We start from the raw sequence: 19,280 nt of genomic DNA, 5'->3' as shown, positions 1-19,280 counted from the left end.
ACATCTCATGCAGGATCCTGCACAATCAGCAAACGCCTATCCGTACGTGTCGATGCGCGACGACTTCGATCTCTCCGCCTCGTTCGTCGTCGGACCCCACACCGTGGGGGACAGGCCCATCACCGACGTGGTCGACGACGCGCTGCGCGGCGGCGCCACATTCATCCGACTCTCCGCACGCCACGTCACCGCGCGCGAACTCACCGCACTGGCCGGCGACATTGCGCAGATCATCGAAGACAACGGCAAGTCCGACACCGTGGCCTTCGTGATCGACGGACGCGCCGACGTGGTCTGGCAGTGTCGTCGAAAGGGCATCAAGATCGACGGCGTACACCTCGGACCGAACGACATGGAGGTACGCGAGGCCCGCGAACTGCTCGGCAACGAGGCGATCATCGGCCTCGACGCACAGATCGAAGGACTCGTCCCCATCCTCAACGAGATCCCCGAAGGATGCCTCGACTACATCTCCGGATTCCCCGTGCACATGCCCACCGCCGAACAGGAACAGGCCGCGCTCGCCGATGAGCATGGTACGCTGCTCACGCTCGAGAGGGTGAACACCATGGCCACCGCCTGCGTCTACCCGGTGGTGGTCGGCGAGGGCGTCACCGCGGACGACGTGCCGGGACTGGCCGGTAGCAAAGCCGCGGGATTCTACGTTTCCGAACAGGTGTCGAAGGCCGCCGATCCCGAAGCCGCCATGCGCGGACTCGTCGATGCGTGGAATGCGAACCGAGACGGACGCCGCCACGGCTATGCGCCGCGCAAGGCCAGCGCGCCGCAGGAAGCCGCTCCCGCCGCAGCGGAGACCGGCTCCCCGAAGAAGTTCACCAACGCCAAGGAGGCCAAGGCTGCGGCCAAGCTCGCCAAGCAGCAGCGCGTGGACATCGCCGCCCGCGACTCCAAGCAGCGCGACAAGGCGCACATCCGCAAGACCAAGACCGTGCACTTCGAGAACCAGCACGGCTCCTATGATCTCGAGGTGCCGTACACCGAGATCAAGCTGTCCGACACCCCCGGCGTGGGCCCCAACCCGCCGTTCATCGACTACAGCACCGAAGGCCCCAAGTGCGATCCCAAGGAGGGTCTGAAGCCGCTGCGCCTCGAATGGATCAAGGACCGCGGCGACGTCGAGGAGTATGAGGGCCGACGCCGCAATCTCGCCGACGACGGCAAGCGCGCCATGAAGCGCGGCAAGGCCACCAAGGAATGGCGCGGCCGCCGCCACAACCCGATGAAGGCCAAGGACCACCCGGTGACCCAGATGTGGTACGCCCGTCACGGCATCATCACCCCCGAGATGCGGTTCGTCGCCGAGCGTGAGAACTGCGATGTGGAGCTCGTGCGTTCCGAGCTCGCCTCCGGTCACGCCGTCATGCCGTGCAACATCAACCACCCCGAGGCCGAGCCGATGATCATCGGCGAGAAGTTCCTCACCAAGCTCAACGCCAACATGGGCAACTCCGCGGTCACCAGCTCCATCGACGAGGAGGTGGAGAAGCTCACCTGGGCCACCAAGTGGGGCGCCGACACCGTGATGGACCTGTCCACCGGCAACGACATCCACACCACCCGAGAGTGGATCCTGCGCAACTCTCCGGTTCCGATCGGCACCGTGCCGATGTACCAGGCCCTCGAGAAGGTGGAGGACGACGCGTCCAAGCTCAGCTGGGAGCTGTTCCGCGACACCGTGATCGAACAGTGCGAGCAGGGCGTGGACTACATGACCATCCACGCCGGCGTACTGCTGCGCTTCGTGCCGCTCACCGCCAACCGCGTGACGGGCATCGTCTCGCGCGGTGGCTCGATCATGGCCGAATGGTGCCTGCAGCATCATCAGGAGAGCTTCCTGTACACGCACTTCGACGAGCTGTGCGACATCTTCGCCAAGTACGACGTGGCGTTCTCTCTGGGCGACGGTCTGCGCCCCGGTTCGCTTGCCGACGCGAACGACGCCGCGCAGCTGGCCGAGCTCATGACGCTTGGCGAGCTTACCCAGCGCGCGTGGGCCAAGGACGTGCAGGTGATGATCGAAGGCCCCGGCCACATTCCGTTCGACACCGTGCGCATGAACATCGAGCTGGAGAAGGCCGTGTGCTCCGGCGCGCCGTTCTACACGCTCGGACCGCTCACCACCGATACCGCCCCCGGCTACGACCACATCACGTCCGCCATCGGCGGCGTGGAGATCGCCAGCTACGGCACGGCCATGCTGTGCTACGTGACGCCGAAGGAACACCTCGGCCTGCCGAACAAGGACGACGTGAAGCAGGGCGTGATCGCCTACAAGATCGCCTGTCACGCGGCCGATATCGCCAAGCATCATCCGCATGCGCAGGACCGCGACGACGCCATTTCCAAGGCCCGTTTCGAGTTCCGCTGGCTCGACCAGTTCAACCTGAGCTACGATCCGGACACGGCCATCGCCTTCCACGACGAGACCCTGCCCGCCGAGCCTGCCAAGATGGCGCACTTCTGCTCCATGTGCGGACCGAAGTTCTGCTCCATGGCCATTTCGCAGAACATCCGTAAGAAGTTCGGCAACGCCGCGCAGCAGGAGCAGCTGGTGCAGGACACCCTCGCCGGCAAGGTTCCGGCGGCCGCCGAGGTCGCCGCGCAGGCGGTCGCCGACAGCGGGGTGAAGTCCGGTACGGCTATGAGCGCCGAGGACATCGCCGCGGGCATGGACCAGATGAGCGAGAAGTTCCGCGCCCAGGGCGGAAAGCTCTACACCAAGGCCAGCGAGTGACCTGTTCGATCATCGGCTGAGCATCGTCGACTTTCACGGGTGCCGTTCCGTACCGGTTTTGCCGGGCAGGGACGGCACCCTTTGTCGTCTTGTTGTCGTCTTGTTGCCGGTCGTTCACCCGACGTGTCGATGCAACTCCGGACGGCGCTCGACCCGTTCGAACGCGGTCATGAGATCATCCGATCGGATTGCGCTGCGCCGGTCCCTGGCCGCAACCAGCGCCGCCTCGGTCCAGATAGCGCACACCTCCGCCCCGCTCCAGCCCTCCGTACGGGCGGCGATCTCGGCCAGCGGCAGCTCGCCTTCGGTGCGCAGCGCGCGCTCCTGCACGCGCAGGATCCCCAGTCGGTCATGTTCGCTGGGCATGGGGAACGGGATCTGCCAGTCGAACCGCCCCGGGCGCAGCAGCGCCGGATCGACGTCCTCGATGCGGTTGGTCGCCGCGACCACCACCACATTGCCCTTGGACGCGAACCCGTCCATTAGCGTCAGCAGCTGTGCCACCAGACGCTTGCCCACGCCGTTCGTGTCGGATTCACGGGAACCGGCGATGGAATCGATCTCATCGAAGAAGATGATCGCCCTCCGGTCGCTCTGCGCTGCGGCGAAGATCATGCGCAGCGTCTCCTCGCTGTCGCCCACGTATTTGCTGACGATCGTCGGCCCGGAGACGAGATAGAACTGCGCGTCCGCCACGTTGGCGATGATCCTTGCCAGATGGGTCTTACCGGTTCCCGGCGCGCCGGTGAAGATCACGCCCTTGATCGGCTTCGCGCCGATCGCTCGCATCTGCTCGCTGTTGCCGAGCTGGGTCTCGATCAACTCCTTGGCGCGGACGATCACCTGCTCATAGCCGCCGAACGAGGCGAAGGTGAGCGACGGATCGTCGCCCGGCGTGATCCGATACTGCTTGATGTCGTCGTCGTGGTCGCTTTCCCCCGGACGGATGGCCGTGGGCCACAGCACGCGTTCGATGCCGAACAGGTCGGTGAACTCCACCGTGTTGCCCGGCGTGATGCTCTGCGGATAATCCCCCTCCAGGATCTCCAGTCCGTCGGAGGTTTCCAGGATCACGCAGTCGTCGAGTGCACGCCGGACCACGCCCACGCGGGGCTTCACGGGCCACGCAGATTCCGGCGCCTTCACATAGAAATCCGTGCCCACCAGCATCACGTCGCCGATGTCGAGCACCTCCTGGTTGGGAAAGGTCAGCTGGGTGGCATGACCGTTCGGCATCACGCCGTAGTAGTGCGCGCGCCCCTCGTCGTATCCCGTGATTCGGACCAGTACGCCGTCCTGACGCATCGCGCCTTCGCCCATCATGTCTCCTCGATCGACTAATCGGAACCTATCACATCATACGATTCGCCGGCCGAGGATCGACGTCGGCGGCCCATACGGCAAATGCGGGGAAAACGGGCAGTATTTTTGTCAACGACGGCGGTTGATGGGGAGTCTTGAGTACCATGGTGCACGTATCAATGCTTCTAAGATAGCGAGGATGACAGAACATGCCACGTATGTTCGGAACCGATGGTGTTCGTGGATTGGCGAACCGTGATCTGACCGCACAGCTTGCGCTCGATCTGGGCGATGCCGCCGTCCGTGTGTTGGGGGATGAGCAGAGCGAGGGACGTCGACGTGCCTTGGTCGGCCGAGACACCCGCGTTTCCGGTGATTTTCTTGCGGCCGCACTGTCCGCAGGCATGAGCGCCGGCGGATTCGACGTGATCGACGCCGGTATCATCCCCACGCCCGGCGTGGCCTTCCTGACCAGCGTACTCAACGTCGAGATGGGCGCCGTGATCTCCGCGTCCCACAACCCCATGCCCGACAACGGCATCAAGTTCTTCGCGCGCGGCGGCTTCAAGCTGCCCGACAGCAAGGAGGACGAGATCGAGGACGTGCTCGGCAAGGACTGGGACCGTCCGACCGGTGCCGGCGTCGGCCGTATCTCGCATGACACGGAGACCGCCACCAAGCTGTACATCGACCATCTGGTCTCCGCTATCGCGCCGCTCAACGACGACAAGACGCAGACCAAGCCGCTCAAGGGCCTGAAGATCGTGGCCGACTGTGCTAACGGTGCCACCTCCGTGGTGGCCCCCACCGCGCTGCGCCGCGCCGGCGCCGACGTGATCGTGATCAACGCGTCCCCCGACGGCTACAACATCAACAAGCACGCCGGCAGCACGCACCCCGAGCAGCTGCAGGCCATGGTCAAGGCGTCTGACGCCGTGATGGGCGTGGCGTTCGACGGCGACGCCGATCGCTGCCTCGCCGTGGACGAGGACGGCAACATGGTCAACGGCGATCAGATCATGGGCATCCTCGCCCGCGCCAAGAAGCGCGAGGGCAAGCTCAACCACGACACGCTCGTCGTGACCGTGATGAGCAACCTCGGCCTCAAGCTGGCCCTCAAGGACATGGGCATCAAGACCGTGCAGACCAGCGTGGGCGACCGCTACGTGCTCGAGGAGATGCTCAAGGGCGACTACTCGCTGGGCGGCGAGCAGTCCGGCCATGTGATCAACCGCGAGTTCGCCACCACCGGCGACGGCACGCTCACCGCGCTCACGCTGTGCAACGAGGTCGTCAAGTCCGGCAAGAGCCTCAAGGAGCTGGCCGCCGACTTCCCGCAGCTGCCGCAGCAGCTCGTCAACGTGCCGAACGTCGACAAGATGGCCGCCAGCACGAATGCCAAGGTGCAGGCTGCTGTGGAACGCGAAGAGAAGCTGCTCGGCGACACCGGCCGCGTGCTGCTGCGCCCGTCCGGCACCGAGCCGCTGGTGCGCGTGATGGCCGAGGCCGCCACGCAGGAGCAGGCCGACGAGGTGTGCGCCCGTCTGGCCCAGGTCGTGGCCGACGAGCTCGCCCTGTAATCGTCGGTATTCGCCCATAGGCGATCCCGTATCCCGTATGTTCGCGCCTCTCGTTGCCGCGCCGGCAGCGCGAGGCGCGACCTATTCAAAGGAGAATCGATATGTTTGGAAAGAACAGCAAGGTCGACATGGCGCTCAATCGCGATGTGGAGCTCATGCTCAAGGACGCCAAGGCCAACGACGGACTGCTACCCATCGTGCAGGCCGGCGAGCCGGTGCTGCGTCAACAGACCGTGCGCTACGCGGGGCAGCTGTCGAAGAATACGCTGAAGAAGCTTATCGAGACCATGCGCCACACCATGCTTGAGGCCCCCGGCGTCGGACTCGCGGCCACTCAGATCGGTCTGGGTCTCGCCATGGCCGTGGTGGAGGATCACATCCGTGATGACGAGGACGATCCGCGCGAGGTGGCCGAGTTCCCGTTCCACGTGATCATCAACCCCGTGTACACGCCGGTGGGAGACAAGACCGCCAGCTTCTACGAGGGTTGCCTGAGCTTCGATGGCTACCAGGCGGTGCGTCGCCGCTGGCTCGACATCACGGCCGAGTGGGACGACGAGAACGGCCAGCACCACAAGGAACAGTTGCACGGATGGCCGGCGCGCATCTTCCAGCATGAGACCGACCACCTGAGCGGCGAGCTGTACATCGACAAGGCCGAGATCCGCAGCCTGACCACCTACGACAACCTTGAGGACTACTGGTGCGAGGACCCGGTGCCCACCGACGCCGCCCGCGAGCTCGGTTTCGACCTCTGATCGGCGCGATCGGGCCGATTGGTAGCTCAATCCATTTTGGTAGTCCGAACGAGACAATGTGGTAGTCCGTTCTGATTTGGTAGTCCGAACGCGACATGATCGATGCCTTGTGAAGGCTCACACTGTCGCGTTTGGACTACCAAGTTCGTTGTGACTACCAAATCCTCGCACAATGCTGGGTTCTGGCCGACGGCGTGTCGCAATGTCTTGCCTCGTGATATAGTAAATATTCGTGTGTGCCATTAACGCGGCATATGTTAGGGCTGCGTTCGAGTGGGACATCCCGGATTCCAAGGAAACGAACCGGTAACGGCGAGTTGAGGATGAAGGGCCATCGGGCCGGTGGACTGTGGCTGATACGACTTTCCGATTTGTGGAACGTGTCTTGGTGCCGCAGTGTGGCGGTTCCACAGAAGAACAGTAATCCATGTGAATCGGAGAACTTAAGTTGCCTACGATTGAACAGCTCGTCCGTAAGGGACGTCAGCCGAAGCCCAAGAAGTCGAAGACCTTGGCGCTGAAGGGCAGCCCGCTGCGTCGCGGCGTGTGCACCCGTGTCTACACCACCACCCCGAAGAAGCCGAACTCGGCTCTGCGTAAGGTCGCCCGTGTGCGCCTTTCCTCCGGCATCGAAGTCACCGCCTACATTCCGGGCGAGGGCCACAACCTGCAGGAGCACTCCATCGTGCTCGTGCGCGGCGGCCGTGTGAAGGATCTGCCGGGTGTGCGTTACCACATCGTGCGTGGTGCGCTCGATACCCAGGGTGTCAAGGACCGCAAGCAGGGTCGTTCCCTGTACGGAGCAAAGAAGGCGAAGTAAGAGAAATGTCACGTAAAGGACCCGCTAAGAAGCACCAGCTCCTGCCCGATCCGATCTACGGTTCGACGGTGGTTGCCCAGCTCATCAACAAGATTCTGCTCGACGGCAAGAAGTCGATCGCCGAGAACATCGTGTACTCCGCGCTCGATATCGTCAAGGAGAAGACCGACCAGGAGCCCGTTTCCGTGCTGAAGCGCGCTCTGGACAACATCCGTCCGTCCCTCGAGGTGCGTTCCCGCCGTGTCGGTGGCGCCACCTACCAGGTGCCGGTCGAGGTCAAGCCGAACCGCGCCAACACCCTGTCCCTGCGCTGGCTGACCGACTTCTCTCGCGCCCGTCGTGAGAAGACCATGGCCGAGCGTCTGGCCAACGAAATCCTCGATGCCTCCAACGGTCTCGGTGCTTCTGTCAAGCGTCGCGAGGATACTCATAAGATGGCAGAGGCCAACAAGGCCTTCGCTCATTACCGCTGGTAATTTCGTTCGGATAAGAGTTAAGGAATACCAATGGCACAAGACGTGCTTTCGGATCTGAACAAGGTCCGCAACATCGGCATCATGGCCCACATCGATGCCGGTAAGACCACCACGACGGAACGTATCCTGTACTACACCGGCGTGAACTACAAGATCGGCGAGGTGCACGACGGCGCCGCGACGATGGACTTCATGGCTCAGGAGCAGGAGCGCGGCATCACCATCCAGTCCGCCGCCACCACCTGCTTCTGGAACCGTCAGACCCACGACACCAAGGACAAGTTCCAGATCAACATCATCGACACCCCCGGCCACGTGGACTTCACGGCCGAGGTGGAGCGCTCCCTGCGCGTGCTCGATGGCGCCGTTGCCGTGTTCGACGGCAAGGAAGGTGTGGAGCCGCAGTCCGAGACCGTGTGGCGTCAGGCCGACAAGTACTCCGTCCCGCGTATCTGCTTCATCAACAAGATGGACAAGCTGGGCGCTAACTTCTACTACTCGGTCGACACCATCAAGGACAAGCTGGGTGCCACCCCGCTCGTCATGCAGCTGCCGATCGGCGCCGAGAACGACTTCGCCGGCGTCATCGACCTGGTCGAGATGAAGGCCTACGTCTGGAACGGCACCGAGGGCCTCGGCGCCAAGTACGAGACCACCGATATTCCTGAGGACCTCAAGGACAAGGCCGAGGAGTACCACACCGCGCTGATCGAGGCCGTGGCCGAGACCGACGACGCTCTGATGGAGAAGTACTTCGGTGGCGAGGAGCTCTCCACCGAGGAGATCCGTGCTGCCGTGCGCAAGCTCACCATCAACCGTGAGGCCTTCCCGGTGTTCTGCGGCTCCGCCTTCAAGGACAAGGGTGTGCAGCCGATGCTGGACGCCGTCGTCGACTACCTGCCGTCCCCGGAGGACGTGCCGGCCATCAAGGGCTTCAAGCCCGGCGACGAGTCCGTCGAGATCGACCGCAAGCCCACCAAGGAGGATCCGTTCTCCGCGCTGGTCTTCAAGATCTCCACTCACCCGTTCTACGGCAAGCTGGTGTTCGTGCGCGTCTACTCCGGCGAGGTCAAGCAGGGCGATTCCGTGCTCGACTCCACCCGCGAGAAGAAGGAGCGCATCGGCAAGATCTTCCAGATGCACGCCGACAAGGAGAACCCGATGGACTCCGCGTCCGCCGGTAACATCTACACCTTCGTGGGTCTGAAGAACGTCACCACCGGTGACACCCTGTGCGATCTGGCCAACCCGATCACCCTCGATTCCATGACCTTCCCCGATCCCGTGATCGAGGTGGCTGTGGAGCCGAAGACCAAGGCCGATCAGGAGAAGATGGGCATCGCTCTGGCGAAGCTCTCCGAAGAGGATCCGACCTTCCAGGTGAAGACCGACGAAGAGTCCGGCCAGACCCTGATCTCCGGCATGGGCGAGCTCCAGCTCGACATCATCGTCGACCGTATGCGTCGCGAGTTCAAGGTGGAGTGCAACCAGGGCAAGCCGCAGGTGGCCTACCGCGAGACCATCCGCAAGGCCGTCATGAACCAGGAATACACCCACAAGAAGCAGACCGGTGGTTCCGGCCAGTTCGCAAAGGTCCTGATGAACTTCGAGCCGCTCGACACCGAGGCCGGCGAGACCTTCGAGTTCGAGAACACCGTCACCGGCGGTCACATCTCGGGCGAGTTCATCAAGCCGATCGAGGACGGCGTCAAGGAAGCCATGGAGTCCGGCGTGCTCGCCGGCTTCCCGGTCGTGGGCGTCAAGGCCACCGTCACCGACGGTGCCATGCACCCGGTCGATTCCTCCGAAATGGCCTTCAAGATCGCCGGTTCCATGGCGTTCAAGGAGGCTGCTCCGAAGGCCAAGCCCGTCATCCTCGAGCCCATCATGGCCGTCGAGGTCCGTACTCCGGAGGAGTACATGGGCGACGTCATCGGCGATCTGAACCAGCGTCGTGGCAACATCCAGTCCATGACCGACGCCACCGGCGTCAAGGTCATCGACGCCAAGGTGCCGCTGAGCGAGATGTTCGGCTACATCGGCGACCTGCGTTCCAAGACCCAGGGCCGCGCCATGTTCACCATGCAGATGGACTCCTACGCCGAGGTGCCGAAGAGCGTCTCGGACGAGATCATCAAGGCCCAGCGCGGCGAGTGAGCCACGCTTTGATCGCCGGCCGGCGACGGTCGGCGATCGGCGCCACGCCATGCGCCTTTTCGTCTTTGGCGGACAGTAGAATTTCTACTGTTCGCTGGGGCGACAGGCGCATATAGTGGCGTAAATCCAAAAAACCCAGTAATATGTCGAGAGTGTCTTGTGCATGGTTTGCACAGGCAAACTACGAGACGTCCAGGAGGACAAAAACACATGGCAAAGGAAAAGTACGAGCGTACTAAGCCGCACGTTAACATTGGTACCATCGGCCACGTCGATCACGGTAAGACCACTCTGACCGCCGCCATCTCCAAGGTGCTGCACGAGGAGTTCCCGGATGTCAACCCGGAGTACGACTTCAACCAGATCGATTCCGCTCCGGAAGAGGCCGCTCGCGGTATCACCATCAACATCGCCCACATCGAGTACCAGACCGAGAAGCGTCACTACGCTCACGTCGACTGCCCGGGCCACGCCGACTTCGTGAAGAACATGATCACCGGTGCTGCCCAGATGGATGGCGCCATCCTCGTTGTGGCCGCCACCGACGGCCCGATGGCCCAGACCCGCGAGCACGTGCTGCTCGCCCGTCAGGTTGGCGTGCCGAAGATCCTGGTCGCCCTGAACAAGTGCGATATGGTCGACGACGAAGAGCTCATCGAGCTGGTTGAGGAAGAAGTCCGCGACCTCCTCGAGGAGAACGGCTTCGATCGCGACTGCCCGGTCATCCACGTGTCCGCCTACGGCGCTCTGCACGATGACGCTCCGGACCACGAGAAGTGGGTTGAGCAGATCAAGAAGCTCATGGACGCCGTCGACGAGTACATCCCGACCCCGGTCCACGACCTCGACAAGCCGTTCCTGATGCCGATCGAGGACGTCTTCACCATCTCCGGTCGTGGTACGGTTGTCACCGGCCGTGTTGAGCGTGGCCAGCTGGCCGTCAACACCCCGGTCGAGATCGTCGGTATCCGCCCGACCCAGAACACCACCGTCACCTCCATCGAGACCTTCCACAAGACGATGGACTCCTGCGAGGCTGGCGACAACACCGGTCTGCTCCTCCGTGGCCTCGGCCGCACCGACGTGGAGCGTGGCCAGGTTGTGGCTGCTCCGGGCTCCGTCACCCCGCACACCAAGTTCGAGGGTGAGGTCTACGTGCTGACCAAGGATGAGGGTGGCCGTCACTCGCCGTTCTTCTCCAACTACCGTCCGCAGTTCTACTTCCGCACCACCGACGTCACCGGCGTCATCACCCTGCCGGAAGGCGTCGAGATGGTTCAGCCCGGCGATCACGCCACCTTCACGGTCGAGCTCATCCAGCCGATCGCTATGGAGGAAGGCCTGACCTTCGCTGTGCGCGAGGGTGGCCACACCGTCGGCTCGGGCCGTGTCACCAAGATCCTCGCCTGATTTCATTCAGAGCGATCGACACGCTTGAACTAGCGTCATAGAAAATGCCTCGGATCCTACGGGTCCGGGGCATTTTCGTATATATGAACGGAGCATGAACATACCTGTATAGACGGTATGGCATAATAGCCAAGGCTATTTTTAAGCTTCACTGTAATCAATTACGAAATAGGTGAGTGAACGTGGCACAGACTACCAATGACATCAAGAACGGTTCCGTCCTGAACCTCGACGGCCAGCTGTGGACCGTCATCAAGTTCCAGCACGTCAAGCCGGGCAAGGGCCCCGCCTTCGTGCGTACCACCATCAAGAACGTGCTGTCGGGCAAGATCGTCGACAAGACCTTCAACGCCGGCATGAAGATGCAGTTCGAGACCGTCGACAACCGCACGCTGCAGTACTCCTACGAGGACGGCGACAACTTCGTCTTCATGGACATGACCACCTACGATCAGATCATGATCCCGCGCGATCTGGTCGACTCCAAGTTCCTGCTGGAAGGCACCGACTGCATCGTGTCCTTCCACGACGGCACCCCGCTGAGCGTGGAACTTCCCGCCTCCGTCGTGCTGACCATCACGCACACCGAGCCCGGCCTGCAGGGCAACCGCTCCAACGCCGGCACCAAGCCCGCCACCGTGGAGACCGGCGCCGAGATCCAGGTCCCGCTGTTCATCAACGAGGGCGAGAAGGTCAAGGTCGACACCCGCGACGGCTCCTACCTCGGTCGCGAGAACTGATCGTAAGGGGATCACACCTTCATGGCACGTTCCACCGCCCGCAAAAGGGCTCTGAACACGTTGTATGAAGCCGACGAGAAGGGACAGGACATCCTGTCCCTTCTTGCTGAGCGCATTGAACACCCCGGCGCACAGACGCCGCTGCCCGAGTACGCCATCGAAATTGTGCGTGGCGTGGCCGAACACCGCAAGGACATCGACTCTCTGCTGGGGGAGTGCTCCACCAGCTGGAAGGTCTCCCGCATGCCGGTGGTCGACCGCAACATCATGCGCATCGCCGCATGGGAGATCGTCTACAACGACGAGGTTCCCGCCGGCGTGGCCATCGATGAGGCGCTGTCGCTCGCGAAGACGCTGTGCGACGCCGAATCGCCCAACTTCATTCACGGCCTGCTGACCGCAGTGGCCGCGAAATCCGAAGAAAAACCAGAAGAAAACACCAATGACTGAACCACGCCTATATCCACGCCCGTGGGTATGGTGAATTCAGAAATAATCCGCTGTTAAGGGGGATTTAGTGAGCCTCAACGAGTCCGAGCCCACTGCCGTGGGTAGCTATGATGCAACGAATGCCGTTCTCGTCCTCGAGGACGGGCAGGTCTACGTCGGCCAGCCGTATGGAGCCGCTGGCGAGACCTATGGCGAGATCGTCTTCGCCACGGGCATGACCGGCTACCAGGAAACGCTGACCGACCCGAGTTACGACCGTCAGATCGTCGTCCAGACATTCCCCCACATCGGTGATACCGGCGTGAACCGCGAGGATCCCGAATCCTCGCGCATCTGGGTGTCCGGCTATGTGGTGCGTGACCCCAGCCCGGTGGTGAGCAACTGGCGTGCCACCGGCAGCCTCGACGATGACCTGCAGGAGCAGAGCATCGTCGGCATCTGCGACATCGACACCCGCAAGCTGGTCCGCCACCTGCGCTCCGCCGGTGTGATGCGCGCCGGCATCTTCTCCGGCGCCGCCCTGACCGACGAGTCGGGCAAGGTCCTTCCCATCGCCGATCTGCTCGCCAAAGTGGCTGCGCAGCCCACCATGAGCGGTTCCAACCTGGGCCCGGAGGTCTCCACCAAGGAGACGTACACCGTTGAGCCCACCGGCGAGTTTGAAGGCAAGGATCCGCTGGCCACCGTCGTCGCCGTGGATCTCGGTATCAAGGCCATGACCCCGCACCGTCTCGCCGAGCGCGGCTGCCGTGTGCATGTCGTGCCCATGACCACCACGTTCGAGCAGATTCAGGCTCTGAACCCCACCGGCGTCTTCTTCTCCAACGGCCCCGGTGACCCGTCCACCGCCGATGACACCGTGGCGCTGCTGCGTCAGGTGCTCGACGCTGGCTACCCGTTCTTCGGCATCTGCTTCGGCAACCAGATCCTGGGTCGTGCCCTCGGATTCGGTACCTACAAGCTCAAGTTCGGTCATCGCGGCATTAATCAGCCGGTCAAGGACCTGACCACCGGCAAGGTGGAGGTCACCGCCCACAACCATGGCTTCGCCGTCGATGCGCCGATCGGCGATCCCGTCGTCACCCCATACGACAACGGCCACTACGGCAAGGCCCGCGTCAGCCACGTCGATCTCAACGACGACGTGGTCGAGGGCCTCGAATGCATCGATATCCCGGCGTTCTCCGTGCAGTACCACCCCGAGGCCGCCGCCGGTCCACACGACGCATCGTATCTGTTCGATCGCTTCGTCGATCTCATGCTCAATCACAAGGATTCCAAGGAAGGTAGTGTCAATGCCTAAGCGCACCGATATTCACTCCGTAATGGTCATCGGTTCCGGCCCGATCGTCATCGGCCAGGCCGCGGAGTTCGATTATTCCGGAACGCAGGCATGCCGCGTGCTTCGCGAAGAGGGCATCCGCGTGATTCTGGTGAACTCCAACCCGGCCACCATCATGACCGATCCGGAGATGGCCGATGCCACCTACATCGAGCCGATCAGCGTTCCGATTCTCGAGAAGATCATCGCCAAGGAACGCCCCGACGCACTGCTGCCCACTCTGGGCGGCCAGACGGCCCTGAACGCCGCCATGGCCCTCGGCGAGGCCGGCGTGCTCAAGAAGTACAACGTCGAACTGATCGGCGCCTCCCTGGAGGCCATCGATCGCGGTGAGGATCGTGAGCTCTTCAAGAAGGTCGTGGACGAGGCCGGCGCCGAATCCGCCCGATCCTTCATCGCCCATTCGCTCGAGGAATGCGACCGCATCGCCGACACGCTCGGCTACCCGCTGGTCGTGCGCCCGAGCTTCACCATGGGTGGTCTGGGCTCCGGTATCGCCCACAACGAGGAGGAGCTGCACCGCATCGCCGGCGCCGGCATCCACTACTCGCCCACCGACGAGGTTCTCATCGAGGAAGGCATCGAGGGCTGGAAGGAATTCGAGCTCGAGCTCATGCGCGACCGCAAGGACAACGTGGTCGTCGTCTGCCCGATCGAGAACGTGGACCCCGTGGGCGTGCACACCGGCGACTCGATCACCGTGGCCCCCTGCTTCACCCTTACCGACCGTGAATACCAGAAGCTGCGCGACATTGGCATCGCCATCATCCGCGGCGTGGGCGTGGACACCGGCGGCTGCAACATCCAGTTCGCCGTGCACCCCGAGACCGGTCGCATCATCGTCATCGAGATGAACCCGCGCGTGAGCCGTTCCTCCGCTCTGGCCTCCAAGGCCACCGGCTTCCCGATCGCCAAGATCGCCACCAAGCTGGCCCTCGGCTACACCCTCGACGAGATCCGCAACGACATCACGCAGTCCACGCCGGCCAGCTTCGAGCCGACCATCGACTACGTGGTCACCAAGGTGCCGCGCTTCGCGTTCGAGAAGTTCCCGGGCGCCGAGCAGCGTCTGACCACCTCCATGAAGTCCGTGGGCGAGGCCATGGCCCTCGGCGGCAACTTCCAGGAGTCCTTGGGCAAGGCCATGCGCTCCATCGACAAGCGTCACATGGGCTTCAGCTGGGACGGCGAGAAGCCGGACGCAGCCGAGGTCGCCGACCTGCTCGAGAAGATCAAGGTGCCGACCGAGCACCGCTACCAGCAGCTGCAGCGCGCCATCTGGGGCGGCGCCAGCGCCGAGCAGATCTTCGAGGCCACTAAGATCGATCCGTGGTTCATCGCCCAGCTCGTGCTGATCGACCAGACCGCGCTTGAGATCAAGGGCGCCAAGACCCTCACCCCGGCCCTGCTCAAGAAGGGCAAGAAGGCCGGCCTGTCCGACGTGCAGATCGCGCACCTGCGTGGTCTGGGCGACGAAGGCGAGAACACCATCCGCGAGCTGCGCTGGACCTACGGTCTGCGCCCCGTGTACAAGACGGTCGATACCTGCGCCGCCGAGTTCGACGCCGTCACGCCGTACTACTACAGCTGCTACGCCGACGAGTCCGAACTGCGTCCGCGCGAGCGCGAGGCCGTGATCATCCTCGGCTCTGGCCCGAACCGCATCGGTCAGGGCATCGAGTTCGACTACACCTGCGTGCACGCGGTGCAGGAGCTCGGCAAGGATTACGACACCATCATGGTGAACTGCAATCCGGAGACCGTGTCCACCGATTACGACATGTCCGATCGCCTCTATTTCGAGCCCCTCACCTTCGAGGATGTGCTCGAGATCTACGAGGCCGAGAAGGAGATGGGCCCGGTTAAGGGCGTGATCGTGCAGCTCGGCGGCCAGACGCCGCTGTCGCTCGCCGCCCGACTCAAGGCCGCCGGCGTGCCGATCCTCGGCACCACCCCCGAATCCATCGATCTGGCCGAGAACCGTGAGCTCTTCGGCGAGGTGCTGCGCAAGGAAGGTCTCAACGCCCCGCGCTACGGCACCGCACTGAGCCTCGAAGAGGCCCAGGAGGCCGCCACCAACATCGGCTACCCGGTGCTGGTGCGTCCGAGCTATGTGCTCGGCGGTCGTGGCATGGAGATCGTGTACGACGACGCTCAGCTCAAGAAGTACGTGGGCCGAGCCCTCGAAGAGGCCAAGGCCGACATGGTCGTTTCCGGTCGTCTGCCCTCCCCGCTGCTCATCGACAAGTTCCTGTCCGACGCCATCGAGATCGACGTCGACGCCCTGTTCGACGGCGAGGAACTGTACATCGGCGGCATCATGGAACACGTGGAGGAAGCTGGCGTCCACTCCGGCGACGCCGCCTGTACCCTGCCTCCGAGCACTCTGTCCGACGATCAGATCCGTCGCCTGCGCGAGGCCACGCTGGCCATCTCCCGCGGCTGCAACGTGCGCGGTCTGATCAACGTGCAGTACGCGTTCATGTCGAACACCCTGTACGTGATCGAGGCCAACCCGCGTGCGTCCCGCACCGTGCCGTTCGCGTCCAAGGCCACCGGCACTCCGCTGGCCAAGGCCGCAGCCCGCATCATGGCCGGCGAGACCATCGCCGATCAGCGTGCCAACGGTCTGCTGCTGCCCCACGGCGACGGCGGTGACGTGCGTCGCGGCCAGCCGGTCGCCGTCAAGGAGTCTGTGCTGCCGTTCAAGCGCTTCCGCACCCCCGTCGGCAAGACCGTGGACATCCTGCTCGGACCCGAGATGCGTTCCACCGGCGAGGTCATGGGCTTCGATCGCGACTTCCCGCACGCGTTCGCCAAGAGCCAGCTCGCTGCCTACGAAGGCGGTCTGCCGACCAGCGGCAACGTCTTCATCTCCGTGAACGACACCGACAAGCGTCAGCTGCCGCTGATGGCCGTGCGTCTGGTCGAGCTTGGATTCCACATCTGGGCCACCGAAGGCACTGCCTCCGTGCTGCGCCGCTACGGTATCGAGTCGAATATCGTCGACAAGATCACCGGCCGTCTCGACTCTGACGAGACCAAGGTGCGTCATGCCGAAGGCAGCACCGGAAAGAACGTCGTCGAGCTCATCGAAGAGGGCAAGATCGACATGGTGCTCAACACCCCCAACTCGCGTGGCTCCCGTTCGGACGGATACTCCATCCGCGCGGCCGCCATCGCCGCCGATCTGCCGCAGTTCACCACCATCACCGAGTTCTCGGCGGTGCTGCTGGCGATCGAGGCAGTCAAGAAGCAGGATTACCAGATTCTGAGCATCCAGGAGCATGCTCAGCAGCTGTTTGAACTGGAAAGGCGCGAACTGAAATGACAGCAGCAGAGGCCCAGACTATCGTCCAACGTTCGGAATTCGGTAAACGACTCAAGGCGTCCATGGACATGTATGGGCCTCTGTGTGTCGGCATCGATCCGCATCGTAAACTTCTGGCCAAATGGGGCTACAACGTAGATGCGCAAGGTGCCGAACTGTTCGCCATGCGCATGCTGCAGGCCGCGCAGGGCCGTGCCGCGGCGGTGAAGTTCCAGATGCCCATGTTCGAGCGCTACGGATCCAAAGGATTCGCTGCGCTCGAGCGGGCACTCTTCGCCGCCCGCCAGATGGGCGTCATCACCATCGTCGACTGCCTGCGTGGCGGTCTGCCCACCACCGTGTCGGCACTGGCCGACGCCTATCTCAAGCCCGGCGCTCCCATGCTTGCCGACGCCATCACCCTGCTGCCGTACTACGGCTTCCGATCCCTGACCAACTTGGTCGGTGAAGCCCTCGAAAACGGCAGGGGAGTGTTCGTCGCCTCCGTGACCTCCAACACCGAAGGCATCTCCCTGCAGTCCGCCATCCGACAGCGCGGCGACTTCCCCGGCCAGACCGTGGCCTACGGCGTCGCCCACGCCGCCCAGAACTTCAATGAAGGCGTGGAAGGCATGGGATCCGTCGGTCTGATCATCGGCGCCACCATCGGCCAGTGGATGAAGACCAGCGGTGTCGACCCCTCCGTCTTCACCGGCCCGATCCTGTCCCCGGGCTACGGATGGCAAGGCGCCGAAGCCAAGGACCTCAAAACCGTCTTCAAAGGCACCAAAGGCAACGTGCTTGTCACCGTCTCCCGTTCCATCTCCTCCAAAGGCCCCGAAATCGCCGACCTGTCCGCCGCCACCGAGGCCATCGCCCTCGACGTACGACAGGCGCTCTACGAGGCCATGGAAGAAGGCGACAAGGAACAGGCAGTCGAACCCGAAGCCCCCCATCCTGGCATCGACCCGGCACTGACCGCCGCTCATCTGGCCGACGGCAATCCGCCTCAGGTCCACATCAAGCCACTGCCTAAGGTCACCATTCCCGCAGCATCCCACCAGATGCCGCAGAACCCGCAGGCCTCCTACTCCCAGCAGGCCACCCAGCAGCAAAGTCAGAGTCGCCAGTCATCCGCCACCACGGTGAAGTCCACCCGATACGTGCCCTCCACGGCACGCGTCGCCACCACGCCGCGCGCCAACGACACCCTCGGCAACAACAACGACCGCTTCAAGATCAACGGCCGCTCCGCCAAGCTCTGACCCAACTCGAAAACGCACCCGGCACCCCGCCCACCCTGCGGGACGCCGGGTGCATTTGTTCCCACCAACCAGAAAAGAGAAGACCATGACCACCAGTCCCCGCCGCCTCATCGTCCTCACCGGTCCCACCGCCGTCGGCAAAGGCACCGTCGAAGCCAAACTCCGCGAAAACCACCCCGAAATCTGGGTCTCCGTCTCCGCCACTACCCGCGCCCCCCGCCCCGGCGAAATCAACGGCGTCAACTACTGGTTCCTCACCGAACAGGAATTCCAAGCCAAAGAAGCCTCCGGCGAATTCCTCGAAACCGCCGTCGTCCACGGCATGGCCCACTACGGCACCCTCCTCCAGCCCGTCCTCGACCACCTCGCCTCCAACACCCCCACCATCCTCGAAATCGACCTCCAAGGCGCCCGCCGCGTCAAGCAGCGCGCCTCCGAACTCGGCCTCGACGTCCTCTACGTCTTCCTCGCACCCCCCAGCTTCGAAGAACTCAAGCGCCGCCTCATCGGCCGCGGCACCGAAACCCCCGAACAGCAAGCCCGCCGCCTTGAAACCGCCAAAATCGAACTCGCCGCCGAATCCGAATTCGACGTCACCATCACCAACACCACCGTCGACCAGGCGGCGCAGGAGCTGTGGACCCTCATCGCCCGCGAATACCAAATCAACGCATGATGGAGCGTCATCGGCCGGGCAGAAGACTTGACGTATTGATATACGCCTGCGCCTTCTGTCCGGCCGATGCCGCACGCATCATGCGTTGATTTGGGGTGGATGGGTATGGACTGTGAAATTGTGAGGTCCTTCGGTCGGGGATTTGATTGGGGCCCCTCCCTCTGTCACGACGTTGTCGTGACATCTCCCTCCCGGGGAGGGAGAACACTGGGGTTGGGACTTGCAGAGATCGTGCTCCC

General features: G+C 63.3%; 13 protein-coding genes and 1 pseudogene. 13 read left to right on the top strand and 1 reads right to left on the bottom strand.

All coding sequences use genetic code 11. From position 1 onward, the window contains the following. Positions 1 to 7 precede the first annotated feature (7 nt). Positions 8 to 2,755 carry a phosphomethylpyrimidine synthase ThiC gene (gene thiC, locus Tam10B_RS05945; protein WP_233133618.1) on the top strand — a complete coding sequence of 916 codons (2,748 nt, stop codon included), beginning with the start codon at positions 8 to 10 and terminating at the stop codon, positions 2,753 to 2,755. 114 nt (positions 2,756 to 2,869) lie between these two features. On the opposite strand, the gene Tam10B_RS05940 is transcribed toward thiC, so the two are convergent. After that, entirely contained in the window at positions 2,870 to 4,078 is a 1,209-nt protein-coding gene (locus tag Tam10B_RS05940) for an ATP-binding protein (protein WP_093960339.1), read from the bottom strand. Positions 4,079 to 4,266: 188 nt separating this feature from the next. Here Tam10B_RS05940 and glmM point away from each other — a divergent pair, with 188 nt between their 5' ends. From glmM to gmk, 12 genes and pseudogenes are all read left to right on the top strand, one after another. Beyond that, positions 4,267 to 5,637, top strand: coding sequence for a phosphoglucosamine mutase (gene glmM, locus Tam10B_RS05935; RefSeq protein ID WP_093960338.1), 1,371 nt, complete (start codon positions 4,267 to 4,269; stop codon positions 5,635 to 5,637). A gap of 101 nt (positions 5,638 to 5,738) precedes the next feature. Continuing rightward, entirely contained in the window at positions 5,739 to 6,395 is a 657-nt protein-coding gene (locus Tam10B_RS05930) for a peptide deformylase (protein WP_093960337.1), read from the top strand. A 448-nt stretch (positions 6,396 to 6,843) separates the two neighbouring features. Then, on the top strand, positions 6,844 to 7,215 hold the full coding sequence (gene rpsL / locus Tam10B_RS05925) for a 30S ribosomal protein S12 (protein ID WP_093960336.1): 372 nt from the start codon (positions 6,844 to 6,846) through the stop codon (positions 7,213 to 7,215). Positions 7,216 to 7,220: 5 nt separating this feature from the next. Beyond that, entirely contained in the window at positions 7,221 to 7,691 is a 471-nt protein-coding gene (gene rpsG, locus Tam10B_RS05920) for a 30S ribosomal protein S7 (RefSeq protein ID WP_093960335.1), read from the top strand. 30 nt (positions 7,692 to 7,721) lie between these two features. Then, on the top strand, positions 7,722 to 9,848 hold the full coding sequence (gene fusA, locus Tam10B_RS05915) for an elongation factor G (RefSeq protein ID WP_093960334.1): 2,127 nt from the start codon (positions 7,722 to 7,724) through the stop codon (positions 9,846 to 9,848). A 210-nt stretch (positions 9,849 to 10,058) separates the two neighbouring features. Continuing rightward, positions 10,059 to 11,258, top strand: coding sequence for an elongation factor Tu (tuf, locus tag Tam10B_RS05910; RefSeq protein ID WP_093960333.1), 1,200 nt, complete (start codon positions 10,059 to 10,061; stop codon positions 11,256 to 11,258). 182 nt (positions 11,259 to 11,440) lie between these two features. Further along, positions 11,441 to 11,998, top strand: coding sequence for an elongation factor P (gene efp / locus Tam10B_RS05905; RefSeq protein ID WP_093960370.1), 558 nt, complete (start codon positions 11,441 to 11,443; stop codon positions 11,996 to 11,998). 21 nt (positions 11,999 to 12,019) lie between these two features. Further along, positions 12,020 to 12,448, top strand: a complete 429-nt coding sequence (gene nusB, locus Tam10B_RS05900) for a transcription antitermination factor NusB (RefSeq protein ID WP_093960332.1) — start codon at positions 12,020 to 12,022, stop codon at positions 12,446 to 12,448. Positions 12,449 to 12,515: 67 nt separating this feature from the next. Further along, entirely contained in the window at positions 12,516 to 13,751 is a 1,236-nt protein-coding gene (carA, locus tag Tam10B_RS05895; RefSeq protein ID WP_093960331.1) for a glutamine-hydrolyzing carbamoyl-phosphate synthase small subunit, read from the top strand. Then, positions 13,744 to 17,121 (top strand): carbamoyl-phosphate synthase large subunit, encoded by a 3,378-nt coding sequence (gene carB, locus Tam10B_RS05890; protein ID WP_093960330.1) that lies wholly within the window; start codon positions 13,744 to 13,746, stop codon positions 17,119 to 17,121. The genes carA and carB overlap by 8 nt, the downstream gene beginning before the upstream one ends. Then, a pseudogene (gene pyrF, locus Tam10B_RS05885) lies at positions 17,118 to 18,032 on the top strand (orotidine-5'-phosphate decarboxylase); the annotation flags it as partial. The gene carB and the pseudogene pyrF, both read left to right, overlap by 4 nt. Before the next feature lie 418 nt (positions 18,033 to 18,450). Then, positions 18,451 to 19,041, top strand: a complete 591-nt coding sequence (gmk, locus tag Tam10B_RS05880; RefSeq protein WP_093960328.1) for a guanylate kinase — start codon at positions 18,451 to 18,453, stop codon at positions 19,039 to 19,041. Positions 19,042 to 19,280: the final 239 nt, after the last annotated feature.

Origin of the sequence: Bifidobacterium vansinderenii (assembly GCF_002234915.1) — a bacterium.
Taxonomy (GTDB): domain Bacteria; phylum Actinomycetota; class Actinomycetes; order Actinomycetales; family Bifidobacteriaceae; genus Galliscardovia; species Galliscardovia vansinderenii.
The sequence above is the reverse complement of the archived record's forward strand: the minus strand, read 5'-3'. Positions and strand labels throughout refer to the sequence as shown.

Excerpts from the sequence above, each read along its gene's own strand:
- fusA (WP_093960334.1), top strand. The coding sequence starts at position 7,722 with ATGGCACAAGACGTGCTTTCGGATCTGAACAAGGTCCGCAACATCGGC.
- carB (WP_093960330.1), top strand. The coding sequence starts at position 13,744 with ATGCCTAAGCGCACCGATATTCACTCCGTAATGGTCATCGGTTCCGGC.
- Tam10B_RS05940 (WP_093960339.1), bottom strand. The coding sequence starts at position 4,078 with ATGATGGGCGAAGGCGCGATGCGTCAGGACGGCGTACTGGTCCGAATC.
- tuf (WP_093960333.1), top strand. The coding sequence starts at position 10,059 with ATGGCAAAGGAAAAGTACGAGCGTACTAAGCCGCACGTTAACATTGGT.
- thiC (WP_233133618.1), top strand. The coding sequence starts at position 8 with ATGCAGGATCCTGCACAATCAGCAAACGCCTATCCGTACGTGTCGATG.
- Tam10B_RS05930 (WP_093960337.1), top strand. The coding sequence starts at position 5,739 with ATGTTTGGAAAGAACAGCAAGGTCGACATGGCGCTCAATCGCGATGTG.
- gmk (WP_093960328.1), top strand. The coding sequence starts at position 18,451 with ATGACCACCAGTCCCCGCCGCCTCATCGTCCTCACCGGTCCCACCGCC.
- glmM (WP_093960338.1), top strand. The coding sequence starts at position 4,267 with ATGCCACGTATGTTCGGAACCGATGGTGTTCGTGGATTGGCGAACCGT.
- rpsG (WP_093960335.1), top strand. The coding sequence starts at position 7,221 with ATGTCACGTAAAGGACCCGCTAAGAAGCACCAGCTCCTGCCCGATCCG.
- nusB (WP_093960332.1), top strand. The coding sequence starts at position 12,020 with ATGGCACGTTCCACCGCCCGCAAAAGGGCTCTGAACACGTTGTATGAA.